Annotated in this window: 21 protein-coding genes and 3 pseudogenes; 10 read left to right on the top strand and 14 right to left on the bottom strand. The window is 47.5% G+C overall.

Features of this window, described 5'->3' with window-relative positions; all coding sequences use genetic code 11:
* The first annotated feature begins 7 nt into the window (after positions 1 to 7).
* Positions 8 to 370 (top strand): hypothetical protein, encoded by a 363-nt coding sequence (locus tag CRECT_RS07920; RefSeq protein ID WP_004318989.1) that lies wholly within the window; start codon positions 8 to 10, stop codon positions 368 to 370.
* Between the two features lie 1,463 nt (positions 371 to 1,833).
* Here CRECT_RS07920 and CRECT_RS12690 read toward each other — a convergent pair.
* The 14 genes and pseudogenes from CRECT_RS12690 to folD all read right to left on the bottom strand — a co-directional run bounded on the left by CRECT_RS12690 (position 1,834) and on the right by folD (position 12,928).
* Positions 1,834 to 1,971: a hypothetical protein gene (locus CRECT_RS12690; protein WP_227932248.1), complete on the bottom strand. Its 138-nt coding sequence runs from the start codon at positions 1,969 to 1,971 to the stop codon at positions 1,834 to 1,836.
* Between the two features lie 696 nt (positions 1,972 to 2,667).
* Complete coding sequence (locus CRECT_RS07910) at positions 2,668 to 3,273, bottom strand: HI_0983 family protein (RefSeq protein ID WP_004318890.1); 606 nt, start codon at positions 3,271 to 3,273, stop codon at positions 2,668 to 2,670.
* 145 nt (positions 3,274 to 3,418) lie between these two features.
* Positions 3,419 to 4,681: a tetratricopeptide repeat protein gene (locus tag CRECT_RS07905; protein WP_227932246.1), complete on the bottom strand. Its 1,263-nt coding sequence runs from the start codon at positions 4,679 to 4,681 to the stop codon at positions 3,419 to 3,421.
* Between the two features lie 48 nt (positions 4,682 to 4,729).
* Positions 4,730 to 4,996, bottom strand: a complete 267-nt coding sequence (locus CRECT_RS13235; RefSeq protein WP_081451658.1) for a tetratricopeptide repeat protein — start codon at positions 4,994 to 4,996, stop codon at positions 4,730 to 4,732.
* Positions 4,993 to 5,358, bottom strand: a pseudogene (locus CRECT_RS12685) (tetratricopeptide repeat protein); the annotation flags it as partial. The pseudogene CRECT_RS12685 and the gene CRECT_RS13235, both read right to left, overlap by 4 nt.
* Before the next feature lie 606 nt (positions 5,359 to 5,964).
* Positions 5,965 to 7,068 (bottom strand): redox-regulated ATPase YchF, encoded by a 1,104-nt coding sequence (ychF, locus tag CRECT_RS07885; protein ID WP_004319073.1) that lies wholly within the window; start codon positions 7,066 to 7,068, stop codon positions 5,965 to 5,967.
* Positions 7,068 to 8,525, bottom strand: a complete 1,458-nt coding sequence (locus tag CRECT_RS07880) for a leucyl aminopeptidase (RefSeq protein WP_004319001.1) — start codon at positions 8,523 to 8,525, stop codon at positions 7,068 to 7,070. Before CRECT_RS07880 ends, ychF begins: the two co-directional genes overlap by 1 nt.
* On the bottom strand, positions 8,503 to 9,108 hold the full coding sequence (locus CRECT_RS07875) for a DedA family protein (RefSeq protein WP_004318912.1): 606 nt from the start codon (positions 9,106 to 9,108) through the stop codon (positions 8,503 to 8,505). Before CRECT_RS07875 ends, CRECT_RS07880 begins: the two co-directional genes overlap by 23 nt.
* A gap of 1 nt (position 9,109) precedes the next feature.
* Positions 9,110 to 9,658 carry an adenine phosphoribosyltransferase gene (gene apt, locus CRECT_RS07870; RefSeq protein ID WP_004318906.1) on the bottom strand — a complete coding sequence of 183 codons (549 nt, stop codon included), beginning with the start codon at positions 9,656 to 9,658 and terminating at the stop codon, positions 9,110 to 9,112.
* Between the two features lie 21 nt (positions 9,659 to 9,679).
* Positions 9,680 to 10,009: a membrane protein gene (locus CRECT_RS07865; protein ID WP_004319096.1), complete on the bottom strand. Its 330-nt coding sequence runs from the start codon at positions 10,007 to 10,009 to the stop codon at positions 9,680 to 9,682.
* Entirely contained in the window at positions 10,006 to 10,446 is a 441-nt protein-coding gene (gene rpiB / locus CRECT_RS07860) for a ribose 5-phosphate isomerase B (protein WP_004318949.1), read from the bottom strand. Before rpiB ends, CRECT_RS07865 begins: the two co-directional genes overlap by 4 nt.
* A 110-nt stretch (positions 10,447 to 10,556) precedes the next feature.
* Complete coding sequence (locus CRECT_RS07855) at positions 10,557 to 11,210, bottom strand: site-2 protease family protein (RefSeq protein WP_004319089.1); 654 nt, start codon at positions 11,208 to 11,210, stop codon at positions 10,557 to 10,559.
* Positions 11,207 to 12,073, bottom strand: coding sequence for a signal peptidase I (gene lepB / locus CRECT_RS07850; protein WP_004319086.1), 867 nt, complete (start codon positions 12,071 to 12,073; stop codon positions 11,207 to 11,209). Before lepB ends, CRECT_RS07855 begins: the two co-directional genes overlap by 4 nt.
* A 3-nt stretch (positions 12,074 to 12,076) precedes the next feature.
* A complete protein-coding gene (folD, locus tag CRECT_RS07845; RefSeq protein WP_004318898.1) occupies positions 12,077 to 12,928 on the bottom strand; it encodes a bifunctional methylenetetrahydrofolate dehydrogenase/methenyltetrahydrofolate cyclohydrolase FolD in 852 nt (283 codons plus the stop codon).
* An 82-nt stretch (positions 12,929 to 13,010) separates the two neighbouring features.
* On the opposite strand from folD, the gene CRECT_RS07840 reads away from it, so the two are divergent.
* The 9 genes and pseudogenes from CRECT_RS07840 to CRECT_RS13225 form a co-directional block, all read left to right on the top strand.
* Positions 13,011 to 13,367, top strand: a complete 357-nt coding sequence (locus CRECT_RS07840) for a c-type cytochrome (RefSeq protein WP_004319038.1) — start codon at positions 13,011 to 13,013, stop codon at positions 13,365 to 13,367.
* The gene (gene hemL / locus CRECT_RS07835; RefSeq protein ID WP_004319026.1) at positions 13,364 to 14,779 is read left to right on the top strand and encodes a glutamate-1-semialdehyde 2,1-aminomutase; all 1,416 of its coding nucleotides are present in this window, start codon (positions 13,364 to 13,366) and stop codon (positions 14,777 to 14,779) included. Before CRECT_RS07840 ends, hemL begins: the two co-directional genes overlap by 4 nt.
* On the top strand, positions 14,779 to 15,051 hold the full coding sequence (locus CRECT_RS07830; protein ID WP_004318911.1) for an AtpZ/AtpI family protein: 273 nt from the start codon (positions 14,779 to 14,781) through the stop codon (positions 15,049 to 15,051). Before hemL ends, CRECT_RS07830 begins: the two co-directional genes overlap by 1 nt.
* On the top strand, positions 15,048 to 16,004 hold the full coding sequence (locus CRECT_RS07825) for a hypothetical protein (RefSeq protein WP_004318917.1): 957 nt from the start codon (positions 15,048 to 15,050) through the stop codon (positions 16,002 to 16,004). The genes CRECT_RS07830 and CRECT_RS07825 overlap by 4 nt, the downstream gene beginning before the upstream one ends.
* Entirely contained in the window at positions 15,994 to 17,190 is a 1,197-nt protein-coding gene (locus CRECT_RS07820; protein ID WP_004318913.1) for an MFS transporter, read from the top strand. Before CRECT_RS07825 ends, CRECT_RS07820 begins: the two co-directional genes overlap by 11 nt.
* A 30-nt stretch (positions 17,191 to 17,220) precedes the next feature.
* Positions 17,221 to 18,918, top strand: coding sequence for a flagellar hook-length control protein FliK (fliK, locus tag CRECT_RS07815; protein WP_004319101.1), 1,698 nt, complete (start codon positions 17,221 to 17,223; stop codon positions 18,916 to 18,918).
* A gap of 11 nt (positions 18,919 to 18,929) precedes the next feature.
* Positions 18,930 to 19,190: a FlhB-like flagellar biosynthesis protein gene (locus CRECT_RS07810; protein ID WP_390885587.1), complete on the top strand. Its 261-nt coding sequence runs from the start codon at positions 18,930 to 18,932 to the stop codon at positions 19,188 to 19,190.
* Between the two features lie 96 nt (positions 19,191 to 19,286).
* A pseudogene (locus tag CRECT_RS13230) lies at positions 19,287 to 20,102 on the top strand (cache domain-containing protein); the annotation flags it as partial.
* Positions 20,103 to 20,453: 351 nt separating this feature from the next.
* Positions 20,454 to 20,963, top strand: a pseudogene (locus CRECT_RS13225) (methyl-accepting chemotaxis protein); the annotation flags it as partial.
* Between the last annotated feature and the right edge of the window lie 13 nt (positions 20,964 to 20,976).

Raw genomic sequence — 20,976 nt, 5'->3', positions numbered from 1 at the left:
AGGCGCAATGGGAACGCAGCTAGTCGAACAAAACGAGCTAAAAGAGACGCTGGAACTAAAAGAGCGCATCGAAAACAACACCGTCGTCGAGCTCTGGGAAAATAGCGAGGACTACGAGCGCCTAGCCAACGCGACGCGCAAGACCATGCGATATATCAACGATGAGCAGATAAAGAGCTTTGCCGATGCGCTAAATCAAACGAACGAAAAGATATTAAATTTGACCTTCGAGGGCGTGAAAAAGCATCACGAAAAGAAATTTGAGCAGATCAGAAAAAGGCAGAAAATCTACGTCGCTTCGGCATTTGCGGGTGGCGTTTTGATCGGTGCTTTAGCGGTTTGGGTGGCGTTTAGGATTTTTGCGGGATAATCTGTGCTTGCTTTTGGTTTTACGTGTAAGTCGGTTTGCATTTTGGCTAAAAGAGCTAAATTTAACGCGCCTGCTTTTCTGGCTTGATTATGACGCGAGCTTGCATGCCGGCTAAAAGGCTTAAATTTGAGATTTGCGAACCGCCGCGAATTTGATTTTAGTTGCGGCGGTCGCAAACTCGATCGCCGCAAATAGTTAATTTTCTTGCGTTTGCGCGAACGTTTCGGCTCTAAGTTTTGCTTTAGGCAGCCGAATTCGGCATTTTGATTTTTAGGCGCGATTACGAAAATTTCTTTTTTAAAAATTTGAGCTTTACGACGCTATTTTGCTTGGCTTTTGGTTAAGGCAAATTTAGCTTTGATCTAAGCTTGCAGCGTAAGAAGAAGCGTAAAATTTTGCAAAGATAGCCGCTTTTTCGTGCTAAAATGCGTTGTTTGTAGATTTTTAAAAGATAAATTTACTCAAATGCGCTTCAGCGATAAATTTTAAAATTTAAACCGAAACAAAAGCGCTCGATTTTACGGCGGCTTTGTTAAATTTTTGGCTCTAGCGCGCCATCCGAGTAAAATTTACCGTTTAAATTTATATTCGTATCACCGATTTTGACTAAGTAAAATGAAATTTTGCCGTAAATTCGGGCGGATTTGGCGCCGACAAATTCGGCTTATGAAAATTTGACGCGTAAAAATCAAGTATTGAATTTAAAATCGCTTTAAACGAGCTTTAGGCTGACGGCCGGACGGTTGTGAGCAAGACGGCAAAACCGCTCAAAATATAAAAAAGCCTGCGCGGTCGATTTCTTAAATACGGCGAGCAGCCGACACCTTGCGGTAGACGTGTGATATTGGCGGGCGATTTTAAAAAGCTCGTAATCGTGGCATCGAGCGGATATTTCGTAAAAGCTAGCGAGCCTGGCGAGGAGTCTTGCTAAACAGGCGGAGCAGGGGCGGATATGGCTTTAGCGGCTGCTAATTTAGCAATCAGGCAAAAACGTTAACTTGCCGACTAGGCGAGTATTTTGTGAACGTATCAAACGGCTAAATAAACCTTACGGCAAGGCTGCTTGGCGCCGGAGCGACTTTTGAAAACTCGTGCAAAATTCGACAAGCGAAAGCTCAAAATAAATGCCCAATTTAAAACGCTAAAATTAGGATGAATTCCGCTCGACCGAGCGATCAAATTTCACGGGAAAACCAGCTCAAACAAAACTCAAAGTCTAAATTTTATTTTTTTCGCAGCGTATCTTATTATCCGCTGCGTGTTTTCGTTTTGCTAGCTTTGCCGGCGTATGAGCAGCTTTTTGCGGCAGCGAAATTTATCTTTAGATAGCCCACGGCGATGTTTGCGATCGAAGAGCACCTCGTCCCTTAAGTGTCTCCGGCACCGAAAAACGGAGCGCGGGTAGCCAACGAAAAGCTCTAGTCCGCTAGTTTGCGACGGTTTTGGTAGCAGGCCTTCCGGCGCTAGCCTACGCAAACAAAATTTGACGAGCGCGCCCACTGCGTCATAGTTTTTAGCGAGTCTTGCGTGTATTTTTTGATAAAGGCGCGCACCGCATACTCGTCCGTGCCGCGCTTTGCGATCTTGGCGACCGCGCTCACCCAGGTTTTAAAGTCGTTTAGGCCGTAAATTTCGATGTTTTACGGGCGGCAAAGTCCGGTGAAAATGCTTAAATACGCCCGTTTCGTTTGGACTTCTCTCGCCTAAATCGCGATCAAAATCTCCGCCGCGCGCCTAAAATCCGCCCCCAAAAGTTCATTAAGCGCGTTTTCGTGCGCCAAAAACCTTTGTAAATAGTCAAAATTCGGCGTGTTCGCCGCGATTTGCCCGCAGTAGCGCTAAGCGTCAAATTTGGGATAAACGGACTTTATCCTTCGCGATAAAATTTGCGCTGAATTTTTCAAATGCTTTGCAGGATCGTCGTTTTAATTTTAGTAAAGCTATCATTTTAGCGTAAATGCGGCGTCAAATTCGGCGCAGTTTGCCGGCAAAAACACAAACGAAGACGGCATCCGGCGATAAATTTACGCAAACCGTGCCTAGCCGAGAGCCGAGGATGAGAGTAAAATTTGCCGCCGAATAATCAAAAAAGTAGCAGCGTCAAATTTGTCCTTAAATTTGACTATTTTTGTAAATAAAATATTAAATTTGTCGCCGTTATGCCCGTCAAATTTAACGGCACACGCCAAGCAAAGCGTCAAATTTGACGTAGTTTCGCGGCTAAATTTAAATATCCGCCCGCAAAAGAGAGCGCTAATTTTGGCAAAAACTCGGATTTGACGCTCAAAAGTAAATTTTTATTTACACTCGACTTGCGGCATCTGCGCTAAAAATATCGGCATTTTTTGCTTGATGAGAGCGGCAAATTTATCCTTCCGAGCGCTGTTTGGAAACTTTAGCGCGTAGTGCACGACTCTAAGCCCGCAGTTAAGGCGCTTGGCGTGGATTAGATTTATCTCGTAGTTGTCAAAATCAGGGTTGCCCGCGATCGGCTCGTAGATCGTGTAGCCTTGATACTCTTTATCATTTAGAAATTTAAAATCATATTCCGCTTTACCGTATTTGCCGTCTTTTAAGCCTTTTACGACTATGTCCCGATACTTTTGAATATCCATATCGTAAATCGTGACGCTCGTTAGTTTGGTCCATTTAAAGCCCACCTGCTCGCTTGGTAGGTAAAATTCCGCCGTTCTGCTATCTTTGTGTTTTAAGACGAATTTATCGCCGTCTATCGTGATTTTTTGAGGCAGCTTTACGTCATTAAGAGTTTTGTTAAACATAGACAAGCCGGCTTTTTTAGATGTATTTTCCGGTGCGATCGGCTTGGGATCGCTTTGCCAAAAAGCGCAGCCTCCAAGCAAAATAGCCGCAACTACGGCAAACGAAACGGTTTTAAAACTCATATTTTCTCCTTTACGGTTGATTTTTTAAATTCCAGACACTTTTTAGCTAGCCCCGCCTCGCACTCTTTTTCATGCAGCTTTTGCGCCTTTTGGCGTAGCGCGGCGGCTTGCTTTTTATCGCCGCTCTCAAGACGGCGCGCTAGATTTAGGCATCCGCGCGCGTCGCCGGCTTCGCAAGCCTCGCGAAAAAGGCTCTCGGCCCCTCGTTTTCGTCCGCCTTTATCGCTTCGCCTATGCCTCTTTCGTAGATCGCGCCCAGGTTCGTGCAGGCCGGTTTTAGCCCGTTGTAACAGGCGATCCCGTAAAAGTTAAAGGCTTTTGCTATATCTTGCGGCGCGTCCGCACCCTCAAAATACGCGTCCGCTAGGCTCTCGCAAGCATCCAGCCGCCAAAGCAGGCAGGACTTTTCAAAAAGCTCCAGAGCGCGCGGAACGTCCTTTTTTACGCTGCGCCCCCAAGATAGCATCTCGCCAAACTTGGCGCAAGAAGCTCCAAATCCGCCTTCGCAGGCCTTCTCGTGAAATTTTACCGCCTGCTCGCTATCTTGCCGCGCTCCGCCGAGCCCCTTTGCGTAGAGCTCTCCTAGCGCCGCACAGCCGTTTGCTACGCCCCTGTCGCACGACTCTTTGCCTAGCTCGTAGGCCGCCTCAAACTGCCCGTTTTGATACTGCGCCCAGCCGCCCTGTAGCTCGTCTAGGCGCTCGCTGCCGCCGCATTTGTAGGCATTTGCGGCGCAGGCCTTGTTGTAGTAGGATCTAGCAGCCTTGATATCCTGCGCAAAACCCGCCTCGCCGTCCTCGTAAAGCCTGCCTAAAGCCTCGCACGCTTCGTAAATTTTGCCCTCGCACGCAAGCGAGTAAAATTTGAGTGCGTTTTTCGAGTTTTTCGCGGCTTCGTCGTTTGTGCCCGTCCAGCCGTCCGCGTACATGCCGCCTAGATAGTAGCAAACTACGGCGTATCCGTGCTCGCAAGCTTTTACGTAGAGGTATAGCGCCTTGCTTTCATCCGGCGCGACGCCAACGCTCGCTTCGTAAATTTGAGCTAGATTATAGCAGCTTAAACCAAATCCTTTTTCGCAGGCTTGCTCAAAAATAGCGGCGGCTTTGGCGTGTTTGCCGCTATTTTGGTGTAGCGAGGCTAGGCTGTCGCAGCCTCTTAGCTCGCCCGCGTCGCAAGCTTTTTGGTAAAATTTACCGGCTTTTTCGTCATCTTGCTTTACGCCTCTGCCGCTTTGGTATAAAAACCCAAGCCTTACGCATCCGCGCGCCTCGCCTGATTCGCATGCTTTTTGCCAAATTTTTGCCGCCGTTTTTTCATCGCCCGCGTCGTAGGCGATTTGAGCTTCGTCCGTCAAATTTGCGAGGGCGAAATTTAGCGCAAAAAGCAGTAGTAAGAGCTGTTTTATCATCGCGCTCCTTTGTTAAATTTTACTAGCTTTATTTTTCTCAAATTTAACCTATTTTGCTTCTTTGTAGAGTTTGCAGCCTAGATTCTCGCCCATTTGGCAGACTTTTGAGTAGTACTTTTTCGCCGTTTGCAGATCTCTTTGTGCGCCTAGACCATCCTCGTATAGGATGCCAAGCAGCATGCAGCCCGTGGGATGGTTTTGATCGCATGATTTTTTATAAAACTCGGCCGCTTTTTTGTAGTCTTTTTTGACGCCCTCGCCGCCATAGTATGCCTTGCCGATAAAAGTGCAGCCCTGAGGTTGCCCGCGTCGCACGCTTTTTTGGCTAGTTCGTTTGCTTTTTTGACGTCTTTTTTCACGCCGCGACCTTGTCTGTACTGGATGGAGAGATTGTTACACGCGGATGCGCTGCCTAGGTAGCAGGCTTTGTCGTAGAGCTTTGCGGCTTTGGCATCGTCTCTTGCTACGCCTTCGCCTTCTTCGTATAAAAATGCTAGATTAAAGCAGCCGCTAGCGATATTTTTATCGCATGAGGTTTTTAAAAGCCTTGCCGCGTCCTTAAATTGCTTTTCCTTGTAGGCAACTATGGCGTCGCCCTGGGCTTTGGCTCCTTCGAAATTTATTTGAGCGCAGAGTAAATTTAATGCGGTTGCGCAAACGGCTATGATCTTTTTCAAATTTTTTCCTTAAATCTAGCGCGAGTCAAATTTGAGCTACAAAACCCGCGCCGAGCTAAATTTAACCGCATCTTTAAAGACTAAAATTTTATGGTGCGGTTACTAGAGTAGCCAAGATGCCGACGCAAAAATTTATCTTGCCCGCGCTTAGGCTCGTAAGCTGCGCGGCAAGAAAGGAAGGGCGGTCAAATTTAGCCCAAAACCGCTCGGCCCGAAAAGTCAAATTTGACCAATTTGTGGTTCGTCGCTACGCAGCGCAAAACGATATGCTCCGCTTGCTTGCTTCTAGCGGTCGCAATTGCTAAAACGCTACCGCTACAAAGTACTTCGGCACGGATACCTTGTGCTCCTGCGCTCTTTGAGAAAGCAGTTTGCATCCTATGAGTTGTTGTTTGCGGACGAAACTCGGTAGCGAAAAATAGCGGCAAAAGGGTTAAATTTAACCCCAAATCAAGCCTGCCGGAAAGTTAAATTTAGCCCGCTTTGAGAGAGCTTGCCGCTACGAATCTCGAAGCGATATGCCCTGCTCGTTTGTTTTAGCGCGGACGCCTTGCTCCTGCGCTCTTTGAGAAAGCGGTTTGCGCTCCCGCAAGCAACGCTCCGCCTTTAAACGTTAAACCTGAAATGCATTACGTCGCCGTCTTGAACGACATAGTCCTTGCCCTCTAGGCGCATTTTGCCGGCCTCTTTGGCCGGGTTTTCGCCGCCGCAAGCGATGTAGTCCTCGTAGCCGATGACCTCGGCTCTGATAAATCCTCGCTCAAAGTCGTTGTGGATGACGCTGGCGGCTTTTGGCGCTTTCCAGCCTTTTACGATCGTCCATGCGCGCACCTCGACGACGCCTGCGGTAAAATAGCTGATCAAATTTAGCTTTGCAAACGCCGTTTTGATGATCTTTTCTAGGCCGCTTTCGTTCGTGCCTAGCGAGCTTAAAAACTCGTGCGCCTCTTCGTCGCTAAGTCCGACGAGCTCCTCTTCGATCTTAGCGCAGAGCTTGATAACCTCGTGTCCCGAGCGCGCGGCAAATTCGCGAAGCGCCTGCACGTATTTGTTATCCTCCGAGATGCCGTCCTCACCCACATTTGCGCCGTAGACGACCTCTTTTGCGCTGAGCAATCTTAGCTCTTTGTTTAAATTTATAAACGCGTCCTCGTCCTTGCCGCCGAAGCTGCTCGCGCTTTTGCCGTCGTTTAGGTGAGCTAGCAGCGCGTTTGCCGTCTCTAGCGCCTCTTTCGCGCCTTTTGCGTTCGCTTTGGCTTCGCGGGTTAGGCGCTCGATTTTTTTGTTTAGCTGCTCGATGTCGGCGAGGATGAGCTCGGTCTCGATGATTTCGACGTCTCGCACGGGATCGACGCCGCCTTCTACGTGCGTGATGTTTTCGTCTTCAAAGCAGCGCACGATGTGCAAAATCACCTCGGTCTCGCGGATGTTTGAGAGAAATTTATTTCCCAGCCCCTCGCCCGTGCTTGCGCCCTTTACGAGCCCCGCGATATCGACGAATTCGATAGTCGAGTATTGGATTTTATTTGGATTTACGATTTTGGCTAGCTCGCCTAGGCGCTTGTCGGGCACCGGCACGACGGCTTTATTCGGCTCGATCGTGCAAAACGGATAGTTCGCGCTCTCGGCGTTTTGCGCTTTCGTTAGTGCGTTAAACGTGGTTGATTTGCCGACGTTTGGCAATCCTACGATACCTACTGCTAGTCCCATTACAGCTCCTTTGCCATAGCGCATAGATAATAAAGATTCATCCGCACGCCAGCTCCCGTCGCGCCTGCTTTATTATATCCCCATGCTTTTTCGGTGTATGCGGGGCCTGCGATATCTTGGTGCATCCACTTGTCTTTAAACTCGTCTTTTATAAATTTATCGAGGAAAAGTCCCGCCGTGATCGCGCCGCCGTAGCGACTGGACGCCGTGTTGCTGACGTCTGCGATCTGGCTTTTGATTAGCTCGCGCAAGTGCGGGTTAAACTCTAAAATCGTAGTTAGCTCGCCGCTTTTTGCCGCTTTTGCTTTAAATTCCGCCTTTAGCTCCTCGTTGTTACCCATTATGCCGCTTGTGTATTCGCCAAGTCCGACCACGCAAGCGCCCGTTAGCGTCGCCATGTCGATGAGGATATCGGGCTTAAAATCCTGCGCGTAGCTAAGGCAGTCTGCGAGCACCAAACGGCCCTCGGCGTCGGTATTTCGCACCTCGATGCTAACGCCGCTGCGAGAGATCAGCACGTCGTCCGGTTTATAGGCGTTGCCGCCGATCATATTTTCCGTCGCGCCTAAAATCGCGTGAATTTCAAACGGCAAATTTAGCTCCGCCGCGCCTTTTATGATACCCATCGCCGCAGCCGCACCGCTTTTATCGGCCTTCATCGTCAGCATATAATCAGCCGGCTTTAAGCTAAGCCCGCCGCTATCGTAGGTTAGCCCCTTGCCGACGAAGATTACGCGCTTTTTCGCGTCTTTTGGCTTATAGATGAGGTGGATGAGGCGAGGCGGATGGACGCTGGCTCTGTTTACGGCCAAAAATGCGTTCATCTTTTCTTTTGCGAGGAATTTCTCGTCGTAAATTTTGCAGCTTAAATTTGGATAGTTTTTGGCCAGATTTTGCGCCTCTTCCGCCATTTTTTGCGGAGTGTAGATTTCGGGTATTTCATTTACGACGTCTTTGGTGAAATTTGTCGCCGTAGCGATTATCTCGCCGTGAGTTAGGCCAAGCCGAGCCTCTTTTGCGTCAAATTTGACGTCGTTAAATTCCTCCGAGCTAAAAATAATATCTTTAAGCGCGTAAATTTCTTTTTTTTCTTTATACTTGTTAAATTCGTAAGCTCCCAGCAAAAAGCCTTCCGCAAATGCCTGAAAGCTCGTTTTTGCGCAGCCGCAAGCGCTCAGATACGAATTTAGTTTCACCGTTTTTACGTTTAGCGTTTTTAGCGCGTTATAAGCTTTTGCCGCACTCAGGCGAAATTCCTCGAAATTTAGCTTATTTAACGGCACGTAAAGCCTTGCTTGTTCGGTTAAAAGCAAGATGCTCTCGCCTTTGTAGTTGGCGAATTTAAACGCCTTTTCGTCTTTTATAAATTTATGTTTTAGATCTTTATCTACGACGAAAATCAGCTCCAAATCGGCTTTGATTTTGCTTAGTTTTTTATTGATTATTTGCAACCGCATTTCTGTGTCTCCTCTCATTTAAAATTTTATTTTCTATGCGTCTAAAACCCCAAAGCAAAATGCCCAAAAAGAGCGCGACTATCGGCACGGCGACGTACCAGTGCTCTTTTGCTTTGTGCAGGATATCAAGTATGTGCTCACCTAAAATCCACGCAGGGATTATCGTGATCGCGGCCCAGCACCACGCGCTTATCAGGTTTATAAAGGCGTATTTTTTCGCGCTATAGCCCGTTAGGCCGATACACATCGGGATGATGACGCGAAAGCCGTACATATAGCGCTGCATAAAGATGATCGGCCAGCCGTATTTTTTCAGCATTATGTGCGCGATGGCGAATTTGCGGCGCTGGGTGTGAAGCTTTCTGGCTATGTATTTTTTGTTATAGCGGCCTAGATAAAAGTAAATTTGATCTCCGACGAAACCGCCCAGCCCCGCGATAAAGATCGCCGGCACGATGTGCATATGCGTCGTGTGCGCGAGGATGCCCGCCATTATGAGAGCCATTTCGCCTTCCATTATACACCATAAAAAAAGTATGATGTAGCCGTACTCGGTGAGTAATTTTATAAAAAATTCTTCCATTTTAAAGCTCTAATATGCTGTAAATTTTAGTAAGCGGGCGTAAAATTTCGCTACCGCCCAGATCCTTTAAATCGATTAAAAAGCAAGCTTCAACGCACTTTGCGCTTGTTTGATTGATTAGCTCTACGCTTGCTTTGGCAGTGCCTCCCGTAGCGATTAGATCATCGATCAAAAGCACCTTTGCGCCTGCTTTTTCACCGAATGCGTCGATGTGCATCTGCACTTCGTCCACGCCGTATTCTAGGCTGTATTTTTGCGAGATCGTGATGTAGGGCAGTTTTTTGGGCTTTCTGATCGGTACGAAAGGCAGCCGCAGCCTAGCCGCTAAAGCCGCTCCAAATATAAATCCGCGCGACTCGATGCCACATATAAAGTCTATATCGGCGTCTTCGTAGCGAGCCGCTAGGTGATCGATTAAAAAATTAAACGCTTCTTTGTTATTTAGCAGCGTCGTGATGTCGCGAAATACTATGCCCGGCTTTGGAAAATCGTTTATACAGCGGATAGAATTTAATAAAAATTCCTTCCCCGCTTTGTCTAGTTCTTTCATTTTTTTGCCTTTAAATTTGATTTATAGCAGCGCTTCGATTTTGCCCTCCAGCTCGCGGATGCGCTGGCGGAGTTTGTCGTTTTCCAGGCGGTACTGCGAGTTTCTGGTGCGAAGGGCGTTGGCGTCGTTTTTGACTTTGTTTAGCTCGTCGGTGAGGATGTCGATGTTGCCAAGACCGCGCTGGAGCTGGATTTGCAGCTTGCGTATGACGACTTCGGTGTCTTGGAGGTTGTTTTTCATAAAATCGCGCGTCGCACGCTCTTTTTTAAGCAAGGTTTTAAAGTAAAACACCATAACGGTGAGGTAGATACAAACGCAGATCAAAACGGTGAGCACGAGCCAATCGGTCATTTCTCGCCTCCTAGCTTTTTCACGCGTCTTTCGTGTCTGCCGCCAGCAAATTCGGTAGCAAAAAAGGCTTTTATCGTATCTGCCGCGACCGCGTCGCCGATCGTTCTAGCGCCCATGGCTAGCACGTTTGCGTCGTTATGCTCGCGTGCGAGCTTTGCCGTGGTGACGTCGTGACAAAGCGCGCAGCGAACGTGCGTATGGCGATTAGCCGCGATACTGATGCCGATACCCGTGCCGCAGATTAGCACGCCGTATTCGTTCTCGTGCCGTAAATTTTGCGCCAGAAGTGCGGCAAAATCGGGATAATCGACGCTATCTTTGCTATGCGTTCCTAAGTCGCATACACTAAAACCTTCGTTTTTTAAAAGCTCGCAAATTTGCGCCTTAAGATCAAAGCCCGCGTGGTCGCTCGCGATAAAAATTTTGTCTATTTTCATGAAATTTCCATAAGCTAAAAAATGCTTAATTATAGCAAAAAAGCATTAAAGTAAAATTTCGCCGCGAGCCTTTAGGAGCGAAATTTGGGCTAAATTTTAAAATTTGCCGTTTACAAAAACATCCTCATGATCATGACGGCATATCGTATCGGCTCGAAAAAATAATCTTTTAGCGGCGAGATCACGATGATAACTAGCGCGATAAAGCCGTATCTTTGTATGCTGTTTAGCCAGTTTGCCGCGCCGTGAAGCCCGAAAATGCGTAAAAGATATTCAAGCGCTTTCGAGCCGTCAAGAGGCGGGATAGGGTAGAGGTTAAAGAGGGCTAGGACTAAATTTACGGCTGCGAGCATGAAAACAAACTCCGCTACCGTGCTATCAAAAAAGCCATCAAAACCGATCAATTTAAACGCGCAAAACGCTAGCGCAAAAAGGGCGAGGTTGTATGCGATGCCAGCAAGCGCGACGAGGGTAGCGGCCTTGTAGCCGCCGTTATAGAGCACCGTGCGTAAATTTATAGGTACGGGTTTAGCCCAGCCAAACGTCACTCCAGTGCTAAGATACATGAGTGCGGGCACTACGATAGTGCCTAGCGGATCGACGTGTTTTATGGGATTTATGCTGAGCCGCCCCAAATTTTTAGCGGTCAAATCGCCGTATCTATACGCCGCATATCCGTGCGCGATCTCGTGCCCGACGACGGATATAACGAGCACGGCGACTAGGATCGCAACCTGAGCGAAGTCGATGTTGTCAAGGTTCATTCGATCTTGTTTCCGTCGTTTTTAGCTTCTGCTCTGGCGCCATCTAGCAGCTCGGGCGAGTTTTGTATAAAATCCACGCTCTTGCCGACCCTGTTCCATCTGATTTTGTATTCGTCGTCCCAGCTAAAATATACAAACCAAGGCTTGCCGACGATATTTTTGTATGCCACGGGGCCCCAAAAACGGCTGTCGTTTGAGTGGTCGCGATTGTCGCCGATCATGAAAAACTCGCCTTCCGGAACCTGAAAATAAAATGCGTTAAACGGATAGTTGCCCGTTTTTGGCAGCTCGCTCACGATAACGGGTTGCATGGCGAATTTGCCCGCGTTTAGGTAGTTTACGGCCAGTTCGAATAAATTTACCTTCTCGTCGTAGTGGATACCGCCGAATTTATAGGGTTCTTTGACGAAAAGTTTGCCGCCGAATTTAACGATATCTTTTTCGTCGAAATTCGCCTTTATAAACTCCTCGCCCTCGTGCGGGTGTAAAAATAGCGCCTTTTCGGTAAATATCACTTCATCGCCGCCGACTGCGAAATTTCGCTTGACGTAGTGGATCTTTTCATCGTGCGGATAGCGAAAAACCACGATATCGCCGCGCTGCGGTTTGGCTCCCTCGATGAGGTGGCCGTTACCGTTAAAATCGGGCAAAATCTTGACCTCTATCCACGGAATGCGCGGGGTCGAGATGCCGTAGCTAAATTTTTTAACGAAAAGATGATCGCCGACTAAAAGCGTATCCTTCATCGAACCTGATGGTATCACGAAGGCCTGCGCGACAAAGAAAATCACGAGCAGGACGATGATGACCGTGCCCGTCCAGCTGTTTGAAAAATCCAAAAATTTATTAAACGCTTTTTTCAAAATTTATGCCTTTTTCGCGCGGTTTTTGGCTGATTTTATGGTGTTTGACAGCAGCATCGCGATAGTCATCGGACCTACGCCTCCCGGAACTGGCGTTATAAACGAGCATTTTGGAGCTACCTCGTCAAATTTGACGTCGCCCTTTAGCTTGCCGTCGTCCATACGGTTTATGCCTACGTCGATTACCACCGCGCCCTCTTTAACCATATCCGCCGTTACGAAATCCGCCCTGCCGATGGCTGCGACAAGGATATCGGCGTCTGCGCAAATTTCTTTTAAATTTCGCGTTTTGCTATGCGTCACGGTTACGGTCGCGTTGGCGTTTAGCAGTAGATTTGCCATCGGTTTGCCCACGATGTTGCTGCGTCCGATCACGACGGCGTTTTTGCCCTCTAAATTTATATCGTAGGCTTTAAAAATTTCCATTATGCCTAGCGGCGTGCACGGTACGAAACCGTCAAGTCCGCTAGCTAGCTTGCCGACGTTTATAGCGGCAAAGCCGTCCACGTCTTTTGCGGGGCTAATGGTTTCTAAAATTTTATTCGTATCGATGTGTTTTGGTAGCGGCAGCTGCACTAATATGCCGTCGATACCGTCGTCTAAATTTAGCACGTCTATTAGCGCGATTAGCTCGCTTTGCGTCGTGGATTCGCTCAGGCGGTGCATCACGCTTTTTATCTCGCAGGCTATGCAAGCTTTTTCTTTGGCCGCGACGTAGGTTTGGCTGGCTTTATCCTCGCCGACCAGTATCACCGCAAGGGCCGGCTCTATGCCTTGATTTTTCAAATTTAGCGCTTCAAATTTTACTTTTTCCTTTACCCGCGCGCTTACGTTTTTTCCGTCCAATATCGTCATTTGCGTCCTTTATCGCATTTTAATCACAAAAGTTGTATGATAGCTAATTTTAGATTAAATTTACGAAAAAGCGAAAGATTTTATGAAAATTCGGCTGATTTTTTGGCTGTTTTGCGCAGCGTCGTTTGCGAGCGATTTTATCACGAAAACCGAATACGCAAAGATGCTCTATCAAAACCCGCGCGGCATCGGCTGCGACAAGTGCCACGGCAGGGGCGGCGAGGGCTCGCTCATATCAAAGTATAGGCATTTTGATAAAAAAACGAAACAGGTCATCGACGACGAACTAAGGGCGCCGCAAATAAACAATCTTGATTTTAAGACCTTTAAAGAGGGCGTGCTAAGCGCTAGAAGCGTGATGCCCAGCTACTTTTTAACCGATGAGGAGATAAATTTGCTTTACGAATACGTAATAAATTTCAATAAGGATAAAAAATGACGAACAAAGAAGCTTTCGAGCTAGCCAAAAAGTATATCCCGGGCGGCGTAGATTCGCCGGTCAGGGCATTTGGGAGCGTGGGCGGAGAGCCTTTCGTAGTAGAGCGAGGCGAGGGCGCGTATCTGGTTGATATCGAGGGGAAGCGCTATCTGGACTTCATCCAGAGCTGGGGGCCGCTTATCTTCGGGCACTGCGATCCCGATATCGAGAATGCGGTGATAGCGACGGCTAAAAAGGGGCTTAGCTTCGGTGCTCCGTCAAATTTAGAAACGAGGCTTGCAAAACTGATCTGCGACGAGTTTAAAAACGTCGAAAAGGTGCGCTTCGTAAGCTCCGGCACCGAGGCTACGATGAGCGCTATCCGCGTAGCGCGCGGCTTTAGCGGTAAGGACGGACTCATAAAATTTGAAGGCTGCTATCACGGGCACAGCGACGCGCTTTTGGTAAAAGCAGGTAGCGGCGCAACCACCTACGGCAACGCCTCTAGCGGCGGCGTGCCTGCGGACGTGGTGAAAAACACCTATCTGGCGCGCTATAACGATATAGAAAGCGTGCGAGCGATATTTGAGGCAAATAAAGGCAAAATCGGCGCGCTGATAATCGAGCCTATCGCGGGAAATATGGGACTCGTGCCTGCGGATAACGAGTTTTTAAGAGTGCTTAGGATGCTTTGCGACGAAAACGGCGCGGTGCTGATTTTTGACGAGGTTATGAGCGGATTTCGCGCGAGCAGGCACGGGTCGCTCGAATTTAACGACATAGAGGCCGATCTGGTGACGTTCGGTAAGGTCATCGGCGGAGGCTGCCCGGCGGCGGCGTTTGGCGGAAAGGCGGCGATCATGGACTGCCTAAGTCCCGAAGGCACCGTATATCAGGCCGGCACGCTAAGCGGCAATCCCGTAGCTATGGCCGCCGGCATCGCAAGCCTAAGTAAAATTTTCGCAGACAATGAGCTTTACGAGCGGCTAAATAAGCTAGCCGTCCTGCTCGCCCACGGACTAAAAAGCGTCGCCGTCAAGCACGGCATCGCGCTGCAAACGACGGTGCGAGGCTCGATGTTCGGCTTTTTCTTCACGGCAAGCGAGGTCAAAAACTACGACGATGCGTTAAAAAGCGATACCAAGCTTTACGCCAAATTTCACGCCAAGATGCTAAAAAAAGGCGTTTATCTCGCGCCTAGCCAGTTTGAGACGGGCTTTATCTGCGCCGCGATGAACGAGGAGGATATCAGATTTGCCGTTAGAGCCGCCGACGAGAGCTTTGACGAAATAAGTGCGGAAATGGCGGGCGACAATGAAAAGATGCGTGAGATCAAAGCAAGGATCACCGAGCTCGAAGAGCGCCTAAAAGAGGCCAGACAAGAGCGTGAAGCGATACAAGAGCAGATAAAAAATAGCTGGGGATTTGCCTGATGGCGAAGATAAATTTAGGCGAAGTGGTAAAAGGCGCCGAGCAGCTAAGCCTAGGCATCTCTATCGTCGTAGCGCTCGCGATCGGAGCGGGGTTTGGCTACTGGATGATGAAGGAGACGGGCTGGACGTGGACTTTGTTTGCGGGCGTCGCCGTCGGTATCGCCGCAGCCGCGCTAAACGTCAAAAAGGCCTATGACGCGCAGATAAAGAGCCTTGAGGAGCTAAAAGATAGCGGTAAATTTAAGCCCGCAAAGGACGAGGACGATGAGTGAATTTTAGGCTGCTTGCCGTTTACGGCGCGTTTGAGGCTTTGCTTTTACTTAGTTCGGCTTTTTTTGGGCGGGCATGGTTTTACAGCTCGCAGACGGCTTTTTTCGGTTCGCTTTTAGTGCTGGCCGCGACATTTAGAGCCTACAAAAAGCGCGTAGAAAACGGCGTGCGAGACTATGACGCCTTTGCGGACGACGATATAGACGAATGGGGCGAAAATCACGAGGAGTTTCCTGACCGCCCTCAAAGCGCTAAATTTGACGGGTATGACCCGCACCGCGAAAATGCCGAGCCGTCGGACGCGTCAAATTTGAGCGCCTACGCAAAAACGGACGCGGAATTTAGCCTAGCCGCGGAGCTAAATTTAAAAGATAAAAACGAGCGGGTTAAATTTGACGAGAATCTAACGGAGCAAGCCAAAGGTGAAAATTTAAGCAAACAGGCTAAATTTGACGCTGCGGACGGCTCAAATTTAAGCGAGCGAAATCGGGCGCTAAAATTTGAGAAGCAAAATTTAAACGAAAATGGCGGCGACAAAACGGTAAAATTTATTCAGACTAGCGGACAAGGTCGAAATGAGCGGGTTAAATTTGATAAGGCAAAAGACCAAAACGAAGTCGCGCAAGACAAATTCGACGAGCTAAATTTAAATGATGCAAACCAAGGCGATCAATCGAATTTAAGCCAAGCAAGCAAGCCAAATTTAAACAAATCAAATCAAAAGGACCAAGCTCGGCCGTCCAAAAAGCGAAATTTCGTGCAAAATTTGAAGCAAAATTCGCCAAATTTCTTCACCGCTTTCGTGCCTTTTCGGCTGATCGCGTATGCGGTTTTGGTCGTCGGGTTTTTGGCGTTAAAAAGACATAGCAACCTTGATATTGCCGCATTTTTGATCGCGCTTGCGGTTATGCCCGCGGGCGCTTTGATATATGGAGTGAGAAGCAATGAAAATTAGCTCGGCGATGACGATAAAATCGATGTTTGCACTATTTATCGGGATGTCTTTTTTGTTTGTGGGCAACGGACTCATCATCAGCTCTGCCGGCGTAGAGCTAAAAAAAATGGGCGCGGACGAGGTGCAAACGGGCTTTGTGATCGCGACGTTTTTTATCGGGGCGATGCTTAGCACTATCTTTTCGCACAAGATCGTCTCTAAAGTCGGCCACATCAGGAGTTTCGGGATATTCGCGTCGCTTTTCGGTATCGCGGCGATGTTTCACGACTTGAGCGCAAATTTATACCTCTGGGCGTTTTTGCGCGGGTGTCTGGGGTTTTGCTACTACTCGATCTTAATGATAATCGAAAGCTGGCTCAACGCGCGCGCTAGAAACGAAGTGCGCTCGCGGGTGTTGGCGTTTTACGAGATCACGTTTTACGTCTGCTTTGGGCTTGGTATCCTCGTGCTCTCGCTAAATTTATCCACCTCGCACGTCTTTTTGCTAAGTGCGGCGTTTATTTTATTTTCTAGCATTCCGTTAAATTTGATCCGCATCAAAGAACCGCCGATACCCGAAAAAAAGAGCGTCTCGATCCCAAAAGTCTTTACTTTGGTGCCTTTGGCGCTGATCACCAGCATCGTCGCAGGGATACTGGTAAACGGCTTTTTCACGATGGCTAGCGTTTATGTTTTGTTGCAAGGATACGGCGCGAAGGAGGTTTCGTTTTTTATGACCGTGGCGATGATGGGGGGCTTTATCGCGCACTCGCTAATAGGCGGTTTTTCGGATAAATTCGGCCGAAGACCCGTGATAATGTGCTGTGCGGGCGTGTCGCTGTGCGCGGCAACGGTGTTTTTGATACTAAAGCCATCTATTTACGCACAGTATGTCTTGTCGTTTTTCCTCGGTTCGGGCGTTTTTTGCCTCTACGCGCTCGCTCTTGCCCGCGCCAACGACGTTTTAAAGCACAAAAACCAAGGCGTCGAAGTCGGCCGCGCGATACTTTTTAGCTACTCTATCGGCTCGCTTTTTTCATCCGTGATAATGGGCGCTAGTATGAAAATTTGGGGTTTTGACGGCTTTATGTGGGTTTATGTGGCGCTTCTTATATTTTTGATCGCATTTTGTTTCACGCAAAAAACTGTTCCGGCTCAGAGCCGAACAGACTTTGAGCATAGTCCCGGCACGATGGCCAATAACTAATGAAAATCTCAAATTTGACGATATAACTGTATGGAATCGGTAAATAACGCGCCAAGCTCGCAAATCGCAACCCAGGCCGCCCTCGGCGGCGCACTGCCAAAAACCGGCGGCGTCCCCGGCGCAAACGCAGGACAGACGGGGCAGGCGGGCGAAATCAAAAATCTTTTTAAAAATCAGCCCGCACCCGCGCAAAATTTGGACTCCGAGGTCGCGGATAACGCCGTAAAAGACCTGGATAAGCTCGTAAATAAGCTCTTAAACGAGTTAAAATCAAGCCCTGCGCAGGCCAAAGAGCTCGCCGCGCAGGCTAAAAACCTTCAGCTCTCGCCAAATCTCGCAAAAGATATGAAAAGTCTCGCGGCTCTTGCCGAAAACGAGCCTGATCTAAAGGAATTCGCGCTTAAACTAAAGGAGTTTTTAAAGCCCGTCGCCGAGCTAAAAAACGCGCCGCTAAACGAGCAGATAAAAAGTTCGGGCATTATGCTAGAAGCAAATTTAAAAGACGCGCTAAACGGCAAATTTAACCTGCCCGGCGCGATAAATAAGCTGTTTGGCGATATAAAAAATCTCTCAAATCAGCAGCTTTTGGAGCAAATTTGGACGCTAGCTAAGGACGATAGCCTAAGCACGAAAGAAAGCTTTGCGAGGCTTGATCAAATTTTACAAAACGCTAAAACCGCGGCCAAAGATACGCTAGCAGGCTCGCCTTTTAAACAGCTGTTTGAAATCGCGGATAAGCTTGAAAACGCGGCTAAATTTATGGATAAACAAGCAAACGCGATGAGCGGCAGCGGGCTAAGCCTAAACGAAAAAACGCTAAACAACGAGCTAAATAAAATCTCGCAGCTACTAGCAAACGCGGGCGAAAAAATGCAAAATTTAAGCAGCGAAAAACTAAGTCAAAACAGAGGCTTTGCTTTAAATTTCGCCGAGTTAAAAAGCGCGATAAAGCAGCTGTCGGATGAGATTAGCGCGCTTGCGGGCTCGCAGGATAAATTTAACGATTTCGCGCAAAAAATCGCCCGAGATGGCGCGGAAGGAAGTGAGGGCGCGACGCTGCAAGACAAGTTGCAAAATGCGGCTAGAAAGTTAAATTTCGCCCTGCAAATCGCCGATAAAGCTGGCTTTGAAGCAAAAAATAATCTCGATGAAGTCGGCAAGCTGATAAAACAGCAAAACATCGCTCGAGCCGAGCTTGGCGCCGTGACGCCAAAAAGCGCCGAAGAAACGGCAAAAATCCTGCAAAACGACGTAAAAGGTACGCTTTTAAATATGCAGTCAAAGTCCCCGGACGCTAGCCCTGTAAAAGACGCCGCCTCAAAGCTGCTCGCTCAAATCGAGATGCACCAGCTGGCCTCCGCGGTCGCAGGCGGCGTGCAGACCTATCTACCGTACGTCTGGGAGGGCGTAGAGGGCGGAAATATCAGATTTAAGCAGGGCAAAAAGCAAAAACACTACGCGCAAATCGATCTGAATTTTCAAAATTTCGGCCAAATCAACATAATGGTCGCGCTTAGCGAAAACAAATACATCGACCTTGCGATCGCGACGCAAAAAGAGGAGTTTAAAGAGCTCATTTTAAGCGGCGCGAAGGAGCTAAAAAGGGCTATCGGCGAACAGGGGCTCATTGTTTCGAATTTTAGCCTAAAAACTATGCCAAAGCTGCGCCTTAGCGGCGTTTACGGCGGTCTGGATACGCTTGATATGGGTTTTGATAAAAAGGCGTAAATTTGGCAAAAATGCAAAAAACTAAAAAAGCCGTCGCGTTAGGCTACAACCGCCAAAAAGATAACGCCCCGAAGGTGCTGGCGACGGGTTCGGGCGAAGTGGCGAAAAATATCATAAATCTAGCCAAATCCCACGACATCCCGATCAAAGAGGATGCCGATCTGGTCGAGATTCTAAGCAAGGTCGATCTAAACGAAGAGGTCCCGCCCAATCTCTATAAAGCCGTCGCTGAAATTTTTAATTTTTTATATAGAATGACTAATAAAAAATAAATGCAATAAAATTTTATGTTTTCTGCAACTTTTTGTTTATTTTTCGCTATAATTGCGCTCAAATTTTAAATAGGTTACAAAAATTGGGAGGCTACCATGAAAATTTCCACCAAAATAGCCGCGATGATCGTGATATCGCTTGCTATTTTATTTGCTGCGCTTGTTTTTGAAAACAAGTTAATAAGCGATAAGAGTATCGCCTATACTAAACAAGAGCTTATAGTCTCTTTAAAAGAAGACAAAAAAGTCGCTTTGCAAGAAGAAGTGGACATAATAAGTTCTTTCATAGAGACCGTAAAACGACAGTATCAGGCTACTAACATTAGCAACGAAGAGACTACGACCGATATTTTGGCGTATACGGAAGCTATTAAATTCGGTTTGGGCGGATACGTGATAATAATAGACGATAAAGGTCAGATTATATATCATCCGAATGCGGAGATGTTTAAGCAAAATTTGACGGATATAAACGGATTTAAATATGTAGATAAACTTATCGAGACGAGCGTTAAAGACGAGTATGTAGAATACGCTTTGTTGGACACTAATACGAAATCTCCGGTCAGAAAGATCGCAAATAGTAAAAAAATAAACGTCGGCGGCAAAGATATGATATTTATCATTACGGCCAGTATGGAGGACGCATACGCAAGAGCCGACGAACTGGGTAAAAACATGGAAAAGGCGGCAAATGACGGTACTAAAACCTTTATAATGATGGCGCTTGGCATAGCCGTAGCCGTTTTGATTTTGACTATGCTTTATTCAAGAGCTTCTATAACCAAGCCTTTAAATACCTTAATAGATAGAGCCAGAAATCTTTCGAGCGGCGACGGCGATCTGACTAGAAAACTCGAGATAAACGGTAAAGACGAGATCGCTCAAGCGAGCGAAGCTATAAATAATTTTATAGAAAAAGTTAGAATTTTGATAAGCGACGCTAAGCATCTATCTTCGGAAAACAGCTCTATAGCAAACGAGTTAAGCTCTACATCCTTACAAACGGGCAAACGCGTAGAGGATTCGACCCTTATCGTAAATAATACGACTCAAAAAGGCGAAGAAATTCAGTCGTTTATGAAAAACTCCGTAAGCTTTGCCGAAGAAAGTAAAACCGAGCTGCAAAATGCCAGCACGCACATCAAATCGGCCAATAAAGCTATAAAAGAGCTTGCGGATCAAATAACCAATTCCGCTCAAGTAGAAAGCGAAATGGCCGTAAAAATAGAACAGCTTAGCCGCGATGCGGAACAAGTAAAATCAGTGCTTGACGTTATAAACGATATCGCCGATCAAACAAACTTGCTTGCGTTAAATGCCGCTATAGAGGCTGCAAGAGCGGGCGAACACGGCAGAGGTTTTGCCGTCGTCGCGGATGAAGTCAGAAAGCTTGCCGAACGCACTCAAAGTTCATTGGTGGAGATAAACGCCACCATCAGCGTTATAGTGCAGGCTATAGGCGATAGCAGCGAACGAATGAGCGCAAATTCAAAAACCATTCAAGAGCTCACAAACGTAGCAAATCGCGTAGAAAATACGATAAACGTAATGAGCGAAGCAATGAATAAAGCCATAGGAATGTCGGATAAGACGACCGAAGATTTCATAAATACGGGCAAGGGTGTAAATTTGATGATGGAGGGAATCTCTAATATAAATCACATTGCTACCGAAAATGCAAGAAGCGTAGAAGAGATAGCGGCCGCGGCGGAACATCTAAATAAAATGACCGATACGCTAAATAATAAGCTAGCCGAATTTAGGACCTGATTTATCTAAAGCG

The organism is Campylobacter rectus (genome assembly GCF_004803795.1).
In the GTDB taxonomy this organism is placed as follows: domain Bacteria; phylum Campylobacterota; class Campylobacteria; order Campylobacterales; family Campylobacteraceae; genus Campylobacter_A; species Campylobacter_A rectus.
The sequence above is the reverse complement of the archived record's forward strand: the minus strand, read 5'-3'. Positions and strand labels throughout refer to the sequence as shown.

What these genes read in the sequence shown, in the direction of transcription:
- CRECT_RS07920 (WP_004318989.1), top strand. Translation starts at nt 8, where the DNA reads ATGGGAACGCAGCTAGTCGAACAAAACGAGCTAAAAGAGACGCTGGAA.
- CRECT_RS07910 (WP_004318890.1), bottom strand. Translation starts at nt 3,273, where the DNA reads ATGAGTTTTAAAACCGTTTCGTTTGCCGTAGTTGCGGCTATTTTGCTT.
- CRECT_RS07905 (WP_227932246.1), bottom strand. Translation starts at nt 4,681, where the DNA reads ATGATAAAACAGCTCTTACTACTGCTTTTTGCGCTAAATTTCGCCCTC.
- ychF (WP_004319073.1), bottom strand. Translation starts at nt 7,068, where the DNA reads ATGGGACTAGCAGTAGGTATCGTAGGATTGCCAAACGTCGGCAAATCA.
- CRECT_RS07880 (WP_004319001.1), bottom strand. Translation starts at nt 8,525, where the DNA reads ATGCGGTTGCAAATAATCAATAAAAAACTAAGCAAAATCAAAGCCGAT.
- CRECT_RS07875 (WP_004318912.1), bottom strand. Translation starts at nt 9,108, where the DNA reads ATGGAAGAATTTTTTATAAAATTACTCACCGAGTACGGCTACATCATA.
- apt (WP_004318906.1), bottom strand. Translation starts at nt 9,658, where the DNA reads ATGAAAGAACTAGACAAAGCGGGGAAGGAATTTTTATTAAATTCTATC.
- CRECT_RS07865 (WP_004319096.1), bottom strand. Translation starts at nt 10,009, where the DNA reads ATGACCGATTGGCTCGTGCTCACCGTTTTGATCTGCGTTTGTATCTAC.
- rpiB (WP_004318949.1), bottom strand. Translation starts at nt 10,446, where the DNA reads ATGAAAATAGACAAAATTTTTATCGCGAGCGACCACGCGGGCTTTGAT.
- CRECT_RS07855 (WP_004319089.1), bottom strand. Translation starts at nt 11,210, where the DNA reads ATGAACCTTGACAACATCGACTTCGCTCAGGTTGCGATCCTAGTCGCC.
- folD (WP_004318898.1), bottom strand. Translation starts at nt 12,928, where the DNA reads ATGACGATATTGGACGGAAAAAACGTAAGCGCGCGGGTAAAGGAAAAA.
- CRECT_RS07840 (WP_004319038.1), top strand. Translation starts at nt 13,011, where the DNA reads ATGAAAATTCGGCTGATTTTTTGGCTGTTTTGCGCAGCGTCGTTTGCG.
- hemL (WP_004319026.1), top strand. Translation starts at nt 13,364, where the DNA reads ATGACGAACAAAGAAGCTTTCGAGCTAGCCAAAAAGTATATCCCGGGC.
- CRECT_RS07830 (WP_004318911.1), top strand. Translation starts at nt 14,779, where the DNA reads ATGGCGAAGATAAATTTAGGCGAAGTGGTAAAAGGCGCCGAGCAGCTA.
- CRECT_RS07820 (WP_004318913.1), top strand. Translation starts at nt 15,994, where the DNA reads ATGAAAATTAGCTCGGCGATGACGATAAAATCGATGTTTGCACTATTT.
- fliK (WP_004319101.1), top strand. Translation starts at nt 17,221, where the DNA reads ATGGAATCGGTAAATAACGCGCCAAGCTCGCAAATCGCAACCCAGGCC.
- CRECT_RS07810 (WP_390885587.1), top strand. Translation starts at nt 18,930, where the DNA reads ATGCAAAAAACTAAAAAAGCCGTCGCGTTAGGCTACAACCGCCAAAAA.